The following is a 14,632-nucleotide window of genomic DNA, read 5'->3' as shown; positions in this document are numbered from 1 at the left end:
ATAGGCATTTGCTTATATCTCCCTTCTTCTTTTAAAATCAAAAAATAAAAATCAGTATAATCAGTCTAATCCTGTACAAAGACAAAAAATCGCTATTTCTTCAAACTCGCGATATCAATCACAAACCGGTATTTCACATCACCTTTCAGCATTCTTTCATAGGCCGTGTTGATATCTTTTATATCAATCACTTCCACGTCACTGGTAATATTATGTGCGGCACAATAGTCCAGCATTTCCTGTGTTTCGCGGATGCCACCAATCAATGAACCTGCAATACTTCTGCGGCCCATAATCAGGTTGAAAGCAGGAACGGGAGAAGGTTCCGGAGGAACACCAAGGCAAATCATCACGCCATCCAAATTCAATAAATTCAGATAAGTAGTATAGTCATGTGGTGCGGAGATGGTGTTGATAATAAAGTCAAACTTATTCCGCAGTTTTTTTACCTGCTCTTTATCTGTCATCAATGCAAAATGATGTGCACCCAGTCTTTTCGCATCTGCTTCTTTGGAAGGAGAGGTACTCAGCATCGTCACTTCCGCACCCATGGAAGCCGCCAGCTTCACCGCCATATGCCCCAATCCGCCTAATCCTACTACGCCCACTTTATGTCCTTTTCCTACTTTCCAATGGCGCAGGGGAGAGTAAGTGGTAATGCCCGCACATAATAACGGCGCAACACCTTCTAACGGTAATTTATCAGAAACTTTCAGCGTGTATTTTTCATCTGTTACAATGTGTGTGGAGTAGCCACCATAGGTGGGCGTTTTACGATCCATTTCATACCCATTGTAGGTACTGGCGCCGCCGGTTACACAGTATTGTTCTTCGCCGGCTTTGCAGGGATCACATATCCGGCAGGAATCTACAAAACAACCAATGCCTGCGAGATCGCCTACTTTAAAACGGGTTACATGATCGCCTACTTTCGTAATGCGTCCTACTATTTCATGGCCAGGTACCATTGGGTAAATGGAACCTCCCCATTCATTCCGCACCTGGTGTATATCGGAATGGCATACACCGCAATATAAAATTTCAATCTGTACATCGTGCGGACCTGGTTCCCTGCGCTCAAAGTTCCATGGACCCAGCGGTGAAGCAGCATCCTGCACAGCATAAGCTTTTGTTGCAATCATGGTGTAAAATTTAGGACCCGAAGCTACGTAATTTGTGCAATTGACGATAAGTTCATGGATCGCCTCCCGTCTTTTTACCGTTTTTTCAATAACTTATACCAGGAATCTCCTCACCGTATCTTTTATTTTTGGTATCAAATCGTACAATCATGGAGCTTAACTTAAAAGGAAAGGTAGCCATCGTTACCGGTGGCAGCAAAGGCATCGGGAAAGGCATCGCTGCTGCGTTGGTGAAAGAAAACGCCACCGTGGTAATTACCGCCCGTAACGCCGATGAACTGGAGGATACCGCTGCCATGTTCCGCCTCGATGGAAAGGAGGTGCTGGCCGTGGTAGCCGATATGACTAAAGAAGTCGACCTGCAACATTTGGTCAACACCACCATTCAACATTACGGACATATTGATATCCTGGTCAACAATGCCGGTGGCATTGATACCTTCGGTCCGCTGGAAACCATTACCCTGGATCAATGGCGACAAATTTTCGAAGTCAACTTCTTCGGCCTGGTGGCCCTTACCAACCTGGTGATTCCTCATTTTAAAAAGCAGGGTGGGGGAAGGATTATCAATATCTCCTCAGAAAATGCAGAGCAGCCCGATCCCAATATGGGACATTATAACGCCACCAAAGCTGCGTTGAATAACTATTCCAAAACCTTGTCGCAAAACTATGGTAAGGATAACATACTGGTCAACACCGTATCACCGGCTTTTATTAAAACACCGCTGGTAGATGACATGCTGGATAGCATCTCAAAAGAAAGAGGCATATCCACTGCTGAAGCAGCCCGGCAATTCCTGAAGGAGAACCGCCCTTACCAGGTATTGGGAAGGCCAGGTCTTCCTGAAGAAACCGGTGGCATCGTTGCTTTCCTCGCCTCCAGCGAGGCGGCTTTCATCACCGGGTCTGTTTTCAGGGTGGATGGAGGATCAGTAGGAACGGTGTAAATTACAGGCATGCTCAGTTATTGGGAAAAACAAAGTCTCCTGCAATACGATTATATCGTTATTGGTAGTGGTATCGTAGGATTGTCGACGGCCATCAGCCTGAAGGAACGGGCGCCACAAAGCCGGGTCATGGTCCTGGAAAGGGAAGTATTGCCCACCGGCGCCAGTACCAAGAATGCCGGCTTCGCCTGTATTGGCAGCCTGACCGAAATCCTGGCTGATTTGCAAAACATGCCGGTGGAAGCTGTCCTCAACCTGGTAGACCTGCGCTTATCCGGTTTACGTTTGCTGAGAAAGCGTTTGGGAGATGACCGGATCGGATACCGGGAAAATGGCAGCTTCGAATTAATTGGCGCCCGCGAAGAGTGGGCGCTGCAGCAATTACCAGAGGTAAATAGCATCCTGGGTAACCTGTTTGAGGACCGGCCTGCATTTACTAGGGCCGATCAGCAACTGCCGGCCTTCGGCTTTGCCCCCCGGTTTATAAAAGCCCTGGTCCGTAATAATTTTGAAGGCGAACTGCATACCGGGAAAATGATGCGCGCCCTGATAGACAAGGCCATGGCCAGTGGTGTGGAAATAAAAACAGGTTGCCCGGTTAGCAGTATCGCCGATTTTCATACAGGGGTGAACGTGATTGTACCTCATCATACCCTGAAAGAAGATATTGTGTTCACCGCCCGTAAAGTATTGATTTGTACCAATGCCTTTACCCGGCAGCTCCTGCCGGATGAAGAAGTAACACCAGGGCGTGGACAGGTGCTGATCACTGAACAGGTAAAAGACCTGCCCTTTAAAGGCATCTTCCATCTCGAAGAAGGATATTATTATTTCCGGGAGCTGGATGGCCGTGTACTATTGGGCGGCGGACGTCAGTTGGACTTTACAGGGGAAACCACTACCGCTTTCCAATTCAACGACCGTATCCAGCACGAATTGGAAGTATTACTGCGAACCACCATCCTGCCGGGCCGGGAAGTGGCCATTGCCGACCGGTGGACAGGCATCATGGCATTCGGTAAAACCAAACAACCCCTGGTGAAGATGCATACAAATAATATAGTCATGGGCGTGCGCATGGGAGGCATGGGGGTAGCCATTGGTTCCATGATTGGTGATAAAATTGCCGTAATGGCCTTAAATTGCTAAAATAAACTGCTAAATAGCAGCAGCTGAAAAAAAGAACTTGCTTCCCGAATTTCTCTTTTCTATATTTAATTTTTATTCCACGCTTATCAGGCATTCAGTTGACCGTTCCCACCTTATTAAGAAAGGAAACCCAGCTGAAACTCATTTTTTAAGGATGAACATAGGTACCTTTTGTTGCTGTAAAGGGTATTAATTGTTTCATTTTTATAAATGAGCTATGACAAGAGTTTTAAATGAATAGTTTTATCGGCCAATCCACGGGCAGGTTACTTTTCATTAAAAAAAACTTTGTAAGCGTATTTTTTACATTTATTTGTATATTGATCCGCCAAATTTTTTATAACCACGTTTGAACGTTATGCAAACAAAATCCTTACACATCTTTGACTACCTGGTATTCCTGGTATATTTTGTAATAGTGGCAGGCTACGGCTACTACATTTATCGCAAGAAGAAGAAAGCGACTACAGATTCGAAAGACTTCTTCCTGGCAGAAGGATCGCTTACCTGGTGGGCAATTGGTGCTTCCCTGATCGCTTCCAACATTTCTGCGGAGCAATTTATCGGGATGTCCGGAAATGGCTTCAATATCGGGTTGGCTATTTCTACCTATGAATGGATGGCAGCTGCTACGTTGATTGTGGTGGCAGTATTTTTCCTACCCATTTACCTGAAAAACAAGATTTATACAATGCCCCAGTTCCTGGAGCGAAGGTATAATCAAACGGTAAGTACCATCATGGCCGTATTCTGGCTGTTGTTGTATGTGGTGGTAAACCTTACTTCTATCCTGTACCTGGGCGCCCTGGCAGTATCTACTATCTCTGGTATTAACTTCTATGTGTGTATGGTGGCATTGGCTTTCTTTGCTATTCTCATCACGCTGGGTGGTATGAAGGTGATTGGCTACACAGACGTTATCCAGGTGTTTTTCCTCATCCTGGGCGGATTGGCTACCACTTACCTCGCTTTACAGTTGGTATCTGAGCATTTCGGTACTACCGGTGTATTGAAAGGATTTTCCCTGATGACCCAACATGCCAGTGAACATTTCCACATGATCCTGCACAAAGAAAACCCCAAATACCTGGATCTGCCGGGATTGAGTGTGTTGATTGGCGGTATGTGGATTGTAAACCTGAACTACTGGGGTTGTAACCAATATATTACCCAACGTGCACTGGGTGCGGATCTGAAAACCGCCCGCAGTGGTTTGCTGTTCGCAGGTTTCCTGAAATTGCTGATGCCGGTGATCGTGGTATTACCGGGTATTGCAGCTTATGTGTTGTATTCCCAGAACCACGGCGATTTTGCACAATCCATGATGAAAGGCGGTTCCCTGAATGCCGATAATGCATATCCGGTATTGCTGAACCTCTTGCCTGTTGGCTTAAAAGGGTTGGCATTTGCTGCGTTAACAGCTGCGGTAGTAGCTTCGCTGGCAGGTAAAGCCAATAGTATTTCTACTATTTTCTCTTTGGATATTTATAAGAAGATATATAACAAAGAAGCCGATGAAAAGAAGATCGTGGGCGTAGGACGTACAGTAGTGGTGGTAACCATGATCATTGCCATTGTGATTTCCAACTTCCTGGGTATCGACAAAAAAGGTGGATTCCAGTTTATCCAGGAATATACCGGCTTCGTATCTCCGGGTGTATTCGCCATGTTTGCACTTGGATTTTTCTGGAAACGTACGACCTCCAGTGCTGCCATGTTTGCCATGATTGGTGGTTTGCTGCTGTCCTTCTTCCTGAAATTTATGCCGGCGTGGATCAACCTGGAGCCTTTACACCAGATAGGATTCTCTGCCCTGAATCCTGATAGCGGATTATGGGAAATAGCCTTCATGGACCGTATGGGCCTTGTGTTTGTGGTGTGTGTCATCGGTATGGTGATCATTACCCTGAGCGATAAATCCAGTGTCAACAATCCAAAAGGATTGGCAATCGACAGCACTATGTTTAAACCTAACACCGGCTTCATAGTAGGTGCTTTGCTCATTATAGGTATACTGATTGCATTGTATACCGTGTTCTGGTAGTAGAAATAGATTACTGTTGTCCCGCCCCGCTATATGGCGGGGCGGGACAACAGCTTATTGATGATGGTTAATTTTTCACGTTATGTACTTTATAGGTTATGATATTGGGTCTTCCTCTATCAAGGCAGCGCTGCTGAATGCCGATACCGGTGCCTGTGTAGCTACTGCTACCTGCCCTGAAAAAGAGATGGCCATAGAAGTGCCACACCCCAGCTGGGCTGAACAACAGCCCGAAAACTGGTGGCAGGAAATTATAAACGCTACCGGCATTTTATTAAACCGGTTTCCTGTGGCCCCCGATCAAATCAAAGGCATCGGCATCGCCTATCAGATGCATGGACTGGTATGTGTGGATAAACACCAGCAGGTATTAAGGCCCGCTATTATCTGGTGCGACAGCCGCGCGGTAGATATCGGCAACGCCGCTTTCAAAGCGCTCGGAGAGCAATATTGCCTGGCTCATTTGCTCAATTCTCCCGGTAACTTCACCGCCTCGAAGCTACGCTGGATACAGGAAAATGAACCTCATATTTACGAACGTATCCATAAAGTAATGTTGCCCGGTGATTTCATTGCCATGAAATTAACGGGAGAAGCTTGTACTACTATCTCTGGTCTTTCTGAAGGTACCTTCTGGGACTTTGCAGAAAATGGTGTATCCAAAGCATTACTGAAGCACTATAACATAGACGAAGCATTGCTATCGGCCATTGTACCCACTTTTGGTGTGCAAGGGGAGTTAACAGCTGCTGCTGCTGCCCTGCTAAAACTGGCGCCAGGTACGCCGGTAACCTATCGTGCCGGCGATCAGCCTAACAATGCGTTTTCACTGAACGTTCTGCAACCAGGTGAAGCCGCTACTACAGCGGGCACTTCTGGTGTAGTATATGCGGTGCACGACAAAAATAGTTTCGATCGCCAGAGCCGTGTGAACAGCTTTGTGCACGTAAATAACGATCACGCACACACGAGAAATGGCGTGTTGATGTGCCTGAATGGTACAGGCATTGCCAACAGTTGGCTGAAGAACCTTGTGGGAGAAATCACCTATCCGGAAATGAATGCGCTGGCCGCTCAGGCGCCTATTGGCGCAGATGGCCTGCAGGTATTTCCTTTCGGTAACGGTGCAGAACGTATCCTCGAAAACAGGAGTATAGGCGCCTCCGTTAGTAACCTGAACTTCAACCGCCATCAGCGCAGCCATATAATGCGCGCTGTACAGGAAGGTATTGTATTCGGGCTCAATTACGGCATGGATATCATGGCAGAAATGGATTTAAACATTCATCGCGTAAGGGCCGGACATGCTAATATGTTCCTCAGCCCCCTGTTCCGCGAAGCGTTTGCCAATACAGCCAATGTGGTGATCGAACTATATAATACAGATGGCGCCCAGGGTGCGGCTCGTGGTGCAGCCATAGGCGCAGGTTACGTGAACGCTGCAGATGCTTTTCGTGGTATGGAATGCCTGTCGGTGATAGAACCGGATGCCGCCTTACAAACGCAATACCGCGATGTATATGGCAGCTGGCTAAACGGATTAAGAGCTGCATTGCGATAATATAACAGGATATCAGCACAAGCATCTGTCTTAACCGGCAGATGCTTGTTGTTTATGTACCATCATAGGCGTGTGTTTAATATCCTATCTCACTAAATTTTTATTATTTTGTCTGGAATTCAAAATATTGAACAATGAAATTTGGCATCCATTCTTTTAAAGAGGCAGGATTTGATATCATAGCGCTCCAGGATCTGGCAACAGGCACACAGGTAGAAATCATTCCCGCTTTTGGCGCATTGTTGCATGCTTTTAAAGTTAAGCGTGAACAGGAAACCATTAACCTGATCGATAGCTACCAGGATTTAGCTGACCTTGAAGCAAATCTCCGCAGCAGCTTCAAAAGCGTAAAACTGAGTCCTTATGCTTGTCGCATTAAGGATGCAAAATATACCTGGGAAGGCGCCTCTTTCGAGATCCAGAAAACAATTGCTCCGGGTAATGCCATCCATGGCCTGTTATACGATGCACCGTTTACCATCACCGCACAAGCAGCAGATGATCAACAGGCATCCGTTACCCTGACACATCATTTCAAACAAACCGATGATGCGGGTTACCCGTTTGCCTACGATTGTGTGGCTACGTTCACGTTGCATGCTGGTAATGAACTGCAACTCAGCACCACCATTATCAACCAGAGCGGTACCACTATACCTGTAATGGATGGCTGGCATCCCTACTTCAGCACGGGTACACCAGTTGACGAGCTGGAACTGACCTTCGCCTCCAAACAAATCGTGGAGTTCAATGAAAAGTTACTGCCTACAGGTAACCTGCTCCCTTATACGGAGTTTACCGGCGGTAAATTACTCAAAGGCGTGGAGTTGGATAACTCTTTTATATTGGATCAAAGCAAATCCCAACCGCTTGCAACTATCCACGATCCGAAGAAAAATATCAACATCGCTTTTTATCCCGGCAACAACTATCCCATCCTGCAAATATATATTCCACCACACCGCAACAGTATCGCGGTAGAGAACCTCAGTGGTGCGCCGGATGCCTTTAACAACGGGCTTGGACTGGTTCAGCTGGCTGCTGGTGAAAGCCGGGTTTTTGATACCCGTATCCGGATATCTTTATAGGGTCACCAACCCCATGGCATAGTTGTTGGCTTTTCCCCGGTTGTAAGTAACCAGATTATTCACCTCTTAAATTGAAAAATTATGGACAAGTTACAGCTCAAGGGAAAGTGGAATGAATTAAAAGGTACCCTCAAACAAAAGTATGCTGACCTGACCGACGATGATCTGTTATATGAAGAAGGACAGGAAGATAAGTTGATTGGGAAACTCCAGCAGAAGCTGGGCAAAACCCGCGAGGAAGTGATCAGCTTACTGAAATCAGACTGAGTACATAGATAATATGCAATAAACAGCATCCTTCCGCTTGCGGAAGGATTTTGTTTTTTTAACACGCGGGCATTTCCTTTAATTTGTAACTTCAAATACGGATATGAACAATGTCTATATTGATATGTTTGTAAGGGAGGAAGGGGTTCAGCAGTTAAATTTATTACACTTTATATGAAGGTTTTCTTACGTATTATAGCATTGGGCTGTATTTTCAGTATGGCATTAGTATCCGGGGTAAACGCCCAGGTCACTGTTACCGGGATGATTTCAGACAGTAACAACCTGGTATTACCTTACGCCACCATCAGTAATCTGACAAATGGCAAACGTTCCCTTTCTGACCAGGGTGGGTATTACAAAATAACAGGTAACCGTAACGACCGCATCGTGATTACGTTTGTGGGGTATGTACCAGACACGCTGATTGTTACTCAAAGCAGTGGCACCCAAACATCCAACATCGTATTAGTATCTGCCGGCAAGTTCCTGAAAGGGGTGGAAATCACTTCCCAGTATACGCCTTACCAATTAGATTCCCTGGAAAGACGCAAGCAGTACGGTTATATACTCGATCAGCCTAACCAGCAACTGGCGGGTGGAAGCACGCCACAGGGAGCAGGGATTGTGATCAGCCCTATCACCCGGTTCTCTAAAAAAGAAAAACAAAAACGGCAGTTTAAGGAAAACTACGAGAAGATGGAGAAAGAGAAATTCATCGATTCCCGCTTTACACCACTGTTAGTAAACAAGGTAACCGGCCTTACCGGCGATTCCCTGCACCTGTTTATGCGGGATAATTATCCGGACTACAATACGATGCGTACCATTGCTAATAATGATCTGCTTTATTGGATCACTGATAAATACAAAGCCTGGATGGCGAAAAAGAATTAGGCTTTAGCCTTTAAATAAAAAAGCCGCTACGTCATGGAGTAGCGGCTTTTTTATTTAAAGGCTAATAGTGATTTCAATTATACACTTTCACCATATATACAAAGTCTTCCAGTTTCTTGATCTGATCTACGCGGTTCATACCATCCAGGTGGCTTTTATGGCTCCAGTCTTTCCGGTTTTGTTTGTCTTTCGGCATTTCATCCAGCAGGTGTTTAAGATGTGCTGATTTCACTGCGAAAGCAATACCATCGGAGGTCGTTTGCTTGCCGGTAACGATACCTACTACATCGCCTTTGCTGTCGAGCAGCGGGGCACCGCTGTTACCCGGGTTTACCGGGATAGATACCTGGTAAGCAGTGGTATCACCATTGAAACCGGTTTTGGCGCTGATATAACCTTTGCCATAAACAATTTCATCGCGGGGGAAGCCCATGGTAAATACTTCTTCACCCAGCTTCACGCTTTGTGGCTTCAGGGCGTAGGGGAGTGGCTGGCTCTTAAAAGTGGAGTCGGCAATTTTTAATACCGCCAGGTCACTGGAGATATCTTCAAATACGCTGACCGCTTTAAAAGCTTCGCCTTTATTATTTTGAACATACACAGAGTCGGCGCCGGCTACTACATGATAGTTGGTAACAATGTAACCGTTGCCCGATACCGCAAAACCAGTACCACCATAGGTGCCGGGATTTAACGGTGCTTTGCTCTTGCTGTTCATATCATTAATAAGTGCATTCTGGGAGCGTTGAATATTATTCAGCACCCTTCTTACATCTTCATATTGTGCAGTAGACTTATTACGGGCTACATTCTGTATTACTGCGATGGTAGAAAGGGAGGTTACCAGTGCAATGCAGGCGGCCGCGGCCAGGTTGGTGATTGTTCTGCGACGAATAGATAACCGTTTGGCAGTCTGGTTGTCATCCTGCGCTTGTTTGCGGAGGGATGGCATATCCAGTTGCTGATGTATCTTTTCCAGTTTGGCTTGTAAATTTTGTCGCTGACCATAATTACCCAGGTGTTGGAGGAACAACTGGTGTTCTTCTACCTGCCGGTTAATCAGTGGGTTGGTACGGCGTAATTCGTCGAAAGCAGTTTTTTCCTGTTCGCTCATTTCCCCTTCCAGGTAACGTTCAATGTCACGTAATAAGATCATGTCCTCTTTCATGGCTGCTTTCTCCTTATATTGGTGTGTTGTATTGATCAAAAAATAACTTCTTCAAACGCATCAGGCACTTATACTTCTGGTTTTTGGCATTTTCGGCGTTGGTATATCCAAACTTCTCTGCTATTTCCTGCATAGATTTTTTATGCAGATAATAATCTTCCAGGATGGTTTGGCAGGGTTGGCCAATACTGCTCATCGCCCCTTCCATGATCCTGAATTCCTGGTCCTTTGCATAATGTTCTTCCAGTTCCTCTGTAGCCGGAATGATTTCTTCCAACTCTGGAGATAAGGTATATAGTCCGTAAGTACGTTGCACTTTTTTAAGCCACAAATGGCGGCAAACCGAATAAAGGAAGGTTTTTAGCCTGCTGCTTAGGGTAAAGTCGCTGTTTTGCACTTTTTCGTATAAGACTATAATGGCCTCCTGGAATACATCTTTGGCGTCGTCTTCTGAGCCATTGTGCTGAAGGATCATCCTTAAAACCACTGGGAAATTCTCTGAATAGATGATTTCCAGTGACTTATCCTCACCTTTTGCCAGTCCCAGCAATAATTCCCTATCTCTTGTTATGTCTTGATTTTGCTTCACTCTTAATACAGTTATTAGGCATTTGGTAACCCAAAGTACCGAAAAAAAATATTTTTAAAAGTTTGGGTTACCTTTTGGGTGATCCCGGTATAAAGGTTAAATCATTCAAAAAACAACTTAAATAATTGTAACATGAAGAACGTAATTAAAATCGGTTTCTTAGCTCTGTCTTTCGGTATTTTCGCAGTTGCTTGCGGTGGTGGTGCTGCTAAAACTGAAGGTGATTCTACAGCTACTGCTGCTACTTCAGCTATCGATTCAGCTGCTAAAACTGCAACTAACGCTGTTGATTCAGTAGCTAACGCTGCTAAAGCAACTGTTGATTCTGCTGCTAAAGCTATCGATACAACTGCTGCAAAACACTAATTTAACCTTAGGTTTTATAAATAACCGTCCCGGCTTAGCCAGGACGGTTTTTTTGTGTCCAATAGATTCATAATGTTTGTTTTGTTGAAAGTTATTTAATAAATGGCACTTGTTGTTGAAAAAAGTATATTTTTTGACATTACCCCTTGGATAATTAAAATCGTGCCGTATTTTTGTTCTACACTCAAAAAGAGTTCAAGCAAGCACATGATACAACAAACGAACTTCGGATTTTTTGGCTTTTATTATTTCTGGTACCAGGAATAGGAAGGTCGTTTGTGTAAAATAAAAGATACTACAAAAAGGCCTTCCGAAACCGGAAGGCCTTTTTTAATGACATTAATAAACCGTAAGTATATGTTCCAGCCAGTTTTAGGCAATTCATTTTTTTATTACTTCTCTTACTTCTTTTATGCGAAGAAGCAGGGGACTCGTTTGCAATAATATACTTACCATAAAAGTAACATCGCAAAAAGGGTCCCGGACTGGGACCCTTTCTGTTTTTAATAGCTAGTTGCTACAGCAACTATAAATAAATAAAATCAATCACATACACATGAAAATTGCCATACAAGGGTTTGAAGGATGTTTTCACCAGGTTGCCGCCCAGGAATATTTCGGAAAAAAGATCGAAATAGAGTGCTGTGGCTCATTTGCAGAGCTGGTTAAAAAAGCAAAACAGCAACCCGATGTGGATGCAGGTATCATGGCCATCGAAAACTCCATCGCCGGCAGCATCTTACCTAACTATACCCTCATCAAAAATTCCGGCTTACACATCACGGGTGAAATCTACCTCCAGATTAATCAACACCTGATGGTATTACCCGGTCAAACGATGGAAGACCTCCGCGAAGTGCATTCTCATCCAATGGCATTATTACAGTGCATGGACTTCCTGGAAAAATACCCGCATATCAAGCTGGTAGAAACAGAAGATACCGCCATCAGCGCCAGGCACGTAAGACAAAAGAAACTGAAAAGTACCGCCGCTATCGCCGGTAAGCTGGCCGCGGAAATCTTTGAACTGGATATCATTGCGCCAAATATTCATACCAACAAAAATAACTATACCCGCTTCCTGGCCGTATCCCGCACACCTATTGCTACCGCGGCAGATGCCAACAAAGCCTCCGTATACTTTCAAACCAGCCACGACAGAGGAAGCCTGGCCAAAGTGCTGACACAGATAGCAGTGGCAGGTATCAATCTCTCTAAACTGCAATCCTTTCCTATCCCGGCAAAAGAATGGAACTATTACTTCCACGCCGATATGGAATTCGATAACGCCGCTCACTTTGAAAAAGCACTGGAAAAAATAGCACCATTGACCGAACACCTGAAAGTATTGGGTATTTATAAAAAAGGAAAAACACATTAATCAGTTTTATGCAGATACAGGTTGCTAAAAGATTACAAGGCACAGAAGAATACTACTTCTCCAAAAAACTCAGGGAAATAGAGGAAATGAATCAAACAGGTACCAGGGTAATTAACCTCGGTATCGGTAGCCCCGATTTACCTCCGCATCCTTCTGTGGTGGCTGCATTAAACGAAAATGCTGCTTTGCCTAATACCCACAATTACCAGGGGTATAAAGGTATTCCTGCTCTGCGTAAAGCAATGGCAGAGTGGTATCAGCGCTACTACAACGTAACCCTGAACCCGGATACTGAAGTATTGCCACTGATAGGTTCCAAAGAAGGCATCATGCACATTTGTATGACCTACCTGCAGGAAGGTGATGAAGCACTCATCCCTAATCCGGGTTACCCTACTTACCGTTCTGCGGTAAATCTGAGTGGCGCCACTGTAGTGGATTACGACCTCATTGAAGCAAACAGCTGGTTACCTGATCTCGACGCCCTGGCAAAAAGAGACCTGAGCCGCGTGAAGCTGATGTGGGTAAACTATCCGCATATGCCTACCGGCGCTAAAGTGAATAAAGCATTCGCAGCCAGGCTGATTGCTTTCGCGAAACAACATAATATTCTCATCTGCCACGACAACCCGTACAGCTTCATTTTAAATGAACAACCGGAAAGCCTGCTGCAGTTTGAAGGTGCCAAAGACGTGGTACTGGAATTAAACTCTCTCAGTAAGTCGTCCAATATGGCCGGATGGCGTATAGGCATGCTCGTTGGGAAAGCGGAATGGATCAGCGAAGTATTACGCTTTAAATCCAACATGGATTCCGGTATGTTCCAACCTATGCAAATGGCCGCCGTAAAGGCATTGCAGCTGGGGAAAGACTGGTACGATGAACTGAATAAAATTTATCGCGGCCGCCGGGAAAAGGTATTCCAGTTACTGGACCTGCTGCATTGCACCTACGATAAAAACCAGGTAGGCATGTTCGTATGGGCAAAAATTCCGGCTACTATCGATAACGGCTATACGTTAACAGATGAAATCCTGCAAAAAGCCCGTGTATTCATTACTCCCGGAGGTATATTCGGTAGCAATGGTAACGGATATATCAGGGTGAGTCTTTGCCAGGATGAAAAAGTATTCGAAGAAGCAATAGCACGCATCAAAACAAGCATACAATGATCGTAACAATAATAGGTACGGGTTTAATAGGAGGTTCACTCGCCATTACGCTGAAGGAAAAAGGCGTGGCGGAACGGGTGATCGGGGTAGATCATAGCCAGGAGCACCTGCAACGTGCACTGGACCTTCATATCATTGATGAAGGTGCTACCCTCGAAGCAGCCATGCAGCGCTCCGACCTGGTAATACTGGCCATCCCGGTGGATGGAGTATTACAGGCATTGCCCGGTATCATGGACCAGGCACGCCCCGGCCAGGTAATTATGGATGTAGGTTCTACCAAAGAAAAAATACTGCAACTCGTTGCCGGTCATCCCAACAGAGGTCGCTTCGTGGCTGCCCACCCGATGGCCGGCACCGAGTACTCTGGCCCTGATGCCGCCGTACGCAACTTGTTTGTCAACAAAACCATGGTATTATGCGATGTGAAAAACAGCGATGAAGATGCCCTGGAAGTAGTGGAAAATATGGTAGACCAACTGCAGATGCGCACCGTATATATGAATGCGGAAGAACATGACCTGCACACAGCCTATGTATCACATATTTCTCACATCACCTCTTTCGCACTGGCATTAACCGTGTTGAAAAAAGAGAAAGAGTCAGGCCGCATCTTTGAACTGGCCAGCGGTGGTTTCGAATCTACCGTGCGCCTCGCGAAAAGCTCGCCTGATATGTGGGTGCCTATCTTCAAACACAACCGCAATAATGTGCTGGATGTACTGGATGAACATATCAGCCAGCTACAGCAAATGAAAACATTGCTCGAAACAGAAGACTACGACACTTTCTATAAACTAATTCAAAAATCCAATAAAATCAGGAAGATCCTGAAATAACTTTAATTCTGATAATCTA

General features: G+C 45.2%; 14 protein-coding genes. 11 read left to right on the top strand and 3 right to left on the bottom strand.

What is annotated here, in order from left to right; genetic code table 11:
- Nucleotides 1–92 precede the first annotated feature (92 nt).
- Complete coding sequence (locus AC5ZC7_RS23460; protein WP_496158602.1) at nt 93–1,142, bottom strand: zinc-binding dehydrogenase; 1,050 nt, start codon at nt 1,140–1,142, stop codon at nt 93–95.
- A gap of 149 nt (nt 1,143–1,291) precedes the next feature.
- On the opposite strand from AC5ZC7_RS23460, the gene AC5ZC7_RS23455 reads away from it, so the two are divergent.
- The 7 genes from AC5ZC7_RS23455 to AC5ZC7_RS23425 all read left to right on the top strand — a co-directional run bounded on the left by AC5ZC7_RS23455 (nt 1,292) and on the right by AC5ZC7_RS23425 (nt 9,098).
- Nucleotides 1,292–2,092: a glucose 1-dehydrogenase gene (locus AC5ZC7_RS23455; RefSeq protein WP_496158603.1), complete on the top strand. Its 801-nt coding sequence runs from the start codon at nt 1,292–1,294 to the stop codon at nt 2,090–2,092.
- Nucleotides 2,093–2,101: 9 nt separating this feature from the next.
- Complete coding sequence (locus AC5ZC7_RS23450; RefSeq protein ID WP_496158604.1) at nt 2,102–3,241, top strand: FAD-dependent oxidoreductase; 1,140 nt, start codon at nt 2,102–2,104, stop codon at nt 3,239–3,241.
- A 358-nt stretch (nt 3,242–3,599) separates the two neighbouring features.
- Complete coding sequence (locus AC5ZC7_RS23445; RefSeq protein WP_496158605.1) at nt 3,600–5,285, top strand: sodium:solute symporter family transporter; 1,686 nt, start codon at nt 3,600–3,602, stop codon at nt 5,283–5,285.
- A gap of 82 nt (nt 5,286–5,367) precedes the next feature.
- Nucleotides 5,368–6,846: an FGGY family carbohydrate kinase gene (locus AC5ZC7_RS23440; protein ID WP_496158606.1), complete on the top strand. Its 1,479-nt coding sequence runs from the start codon at nt 5,368–5,370 to the stop codon at nt 6,844–6,846.
- 134 nt (nt 6,847–6,980) lie between these two features.
- A complete protein-coding gene (locus tag AC5ZC7_RS23435; protein WP_496158607.1) occupies nt 6,981–7,934 on the top strand; it encodes an aldose epimerase family protein in 954 nt (317 codons plus the stop codon).
- An 81-nt stretch (nt 7,935–8,015) separates the two neighbouring features.
- The gene (locus tag AC5ZC7_RS23430) at nt 8,016–8,201 is read left to right on the top strand and encodes a CsbD family protein (protein ID WP_496158608.1); all 186 of its coding nucleotides are present in this window, start codon (nt 8,016–8,018) and stop codon (nt 8,199–8,201) included.
- 174 nt (nt 8,202–8,375) lie between these two features.
- Nucleotides 8,376–9,098: a carboxypeptidase-like regulatory domain-containing protein gene (locus AC5ZC7_RS23425; protein ID WP_496158609.1), complete on the top strand. Its 723-nt coding sequence runs from the start codon at nt 8,376–8,378 to the stop codon at nt 9,096–9,098.
- Nucleotides 9,099–9,171: 73 nt separating this feature from the next.
- On the opposite strand, the gene AC5ZC7_RS23420 is transcribed toward AC5ZC7_RS23425, so the two are convergent.
- Both AC5ZC7_RS23420 and AC5ZC7_RS23415 read right to left on the bottom strand, forming a co-directional pair.
- On the bottom strand, nt 9,172–10,305 hold the full coding sequence (locus AC5ZC7_RS23420; RefSeq protein WP_496158610.1) for a trypsin-like peptidase domain-containing protein: 1,134 nt from the start codon (nt 10,303–10,305) through the stop codon (nt 9,172–9,174).
- On the bottom strand, nt 10,280–10,855 hold the full coding sequence (locus tag AC5ZC7_RS23415) for a sigma-70 family RNA polymerase sigma factor (protein WP_496158611.1): 576 nt from the start codon (nt 10,853–10,855) through the stop codon (nt 10,280–10,282). Before AC5ZC7_RS23415 ends, AC5ZC7_RS23420 begins: the two co-directional genes overlap by 26 nt.
- Before the next feature lie 132 nt (nt 10,856–10,987).
- On the opposite strand from AC5ZC7_RS23415, the gene AC5ZC7_RS23410 reads away from it, so the two are divergent.
- The 4 genes from AC5ZC7_RS23410 to AC5ZC7_RS23395 all read left to right on the top strand — a co-directional run bounded on the left by AC5ZC7_RS23410 (nt 10,988) and on the right by AC5ZC7_RS23395 (nt 14,613).
- On the top strand, nt 10,988–11,221 hold the full coding sequence (locus tag AC5ZC7_RS23410) for a hypothetical protein (RefSeq protein ID WP_496158612.1): 234 nt from the start codon (nt 10,988–10,990) through the stop codon (nt 11,219–11,221).
- 556 nt (nt 11,222–11,777) lie between these two features.
- Nucleotides 11,778–12,602 (top strand): prephenate dehydratase domain-containing protein, encoded by an 825-nt coding sequence (locus AC5ZC7_RS23405; protein ID WP_496158613.1) that lies wholly within the window; start codon nt 11,778–11,780, stop codon nt 12,600–12,602.
- A gap of 8 nt (nt 12,603–12,610) precedes the next feature.
- Complete coding sequence (locus tag AC5ZC7_RS23400; protein ID WP_496158614.1) at nt 12,611–13,774, top strand: aminotransferase class I/II-fold pyridoxal phosphate-dependent enzyme; 1,164 nt, start codon at nt 12,611–12,613, stop codon at nt 13,772–13,774.
- Nucleotides 13,771–14,613 carry a prephenate dehydrogenase gene (locus AC5ZC7_RS23395; RefSeq protein ID WP_496158615.1) on the top strand — a complete coding sequence of 281 codons (843 nt, stop codon included), beginning with the start codon at nt 13,771–13,773 and terminating at the stop codon, nt 14,611–14,613. Before AC5ZC7_RS23400 ends, AC5ZC7_RS23395 begins: the two co-directional genes overlap by 4 nt.
- Nucleotides 14,614–14,632 lie beyond the last annotated feature (19 nt).

It is taken from the genome of Chitinophaga sp. 9-1-y, from assembly GCF_059511905.2.
This window is presented reverse-complemented; position numbering and strand designations above follow the sequence as displayed.

What these genes read in the sequence shown, in the direction of transcription:
- AC5ZC7_RS23395 (WP_496158615.1), top strand. Translation starts at nt 13,771, where the DNA reads ATGATCGTAACAATAATAGGTACGGGTTTAATAGGAGGTTCACTCGCC.
- AC5ZC7_RS23455 (WP_496158603.1), top strand. Translation starts at nt 1,292, where the DNA reads ATGGAGCTTAACTTAAAAGGAAAGGTAGCCATCGTTACCGGTGGCAGC.
- AC5ZC7_RS23440 (WP_496158606.1), top strand. Translation starts at nt 5,368, where the DNA reads ATGTACTTTATAGGTTATGATATTGGGTCTTCCTCTATCAAGGCAGCG.
- AC5ZC7_RS23425 (WP_496158609.1), top strand. Translation starts at nt 8,376, where the DNA reads ATGAAGGTTTTCTTACGTATTATAGCATTGGGCTGTATTTTCAGTATG.
- AC5ZC7_RS23460 (WP_496158602.1), bottom strand. Translation starts at nt 1,142, where the DNA reads ATGATTGCAACAAAAGCTTATGCTGTGCAGGATGCTGCTTCACCGCTG.
- AC5ZC7_RS23445 (WP_496158605.1), top strand. Translation starts at nt 3,600, where the DNA reads ATGCAAACAAAATCCTTACACATCTTTGACTACCTGGTATTCCTGGTA.
- AC5ZC7_RS23435 (WP_496158607.1), top strand. Translation starts at nt 6,981, where the DNA reads ATGAAATTTGGCATCCATTCTTTTAAAGAGGCAGGATTTGATATCATA.
- AC5ZC7_RS23400 (WP_496158614.1), top strand. Translation starts at nt 12,611, where the DNA reads ATGCAGATACAGGTTGCTAAAAGATTACAAGGCACAGAAGAATACTAC.
- AC5ZC7_RS23410 (WP_496158612.1), top strand. Translation starts at nt 10,988, where the DNA reads ATGAAGAACGTAATTAAAATCGGTTTCTTAGCTCTGTCTTTCGGTATT.
- AC5ZC7_RS23430 (WP_496158608.1), top strand. Translation starts at nt 8,016, where the DNA reads ATGGACAAGTTACAGCTCAAGGGAAAGTGGAATGAATTAAAAGGTACC.
- AC5ZC7_RS23405 (WP_496158613.1), top strand. Translation starts at nt 11,778, where the DNA reads ATGAAAATTGCCATACAAGGGTTTGAAGGATGTTTTCACCAGGTTGCC.
- AC5ZC7_RS23450 (WP_496158604.1), top strand. Translation starts at nt 2,102, where the DNA reads ATGCTCAGTTATTGGGAAAAACAAAGTCTCCTGCAATACGATTATATC.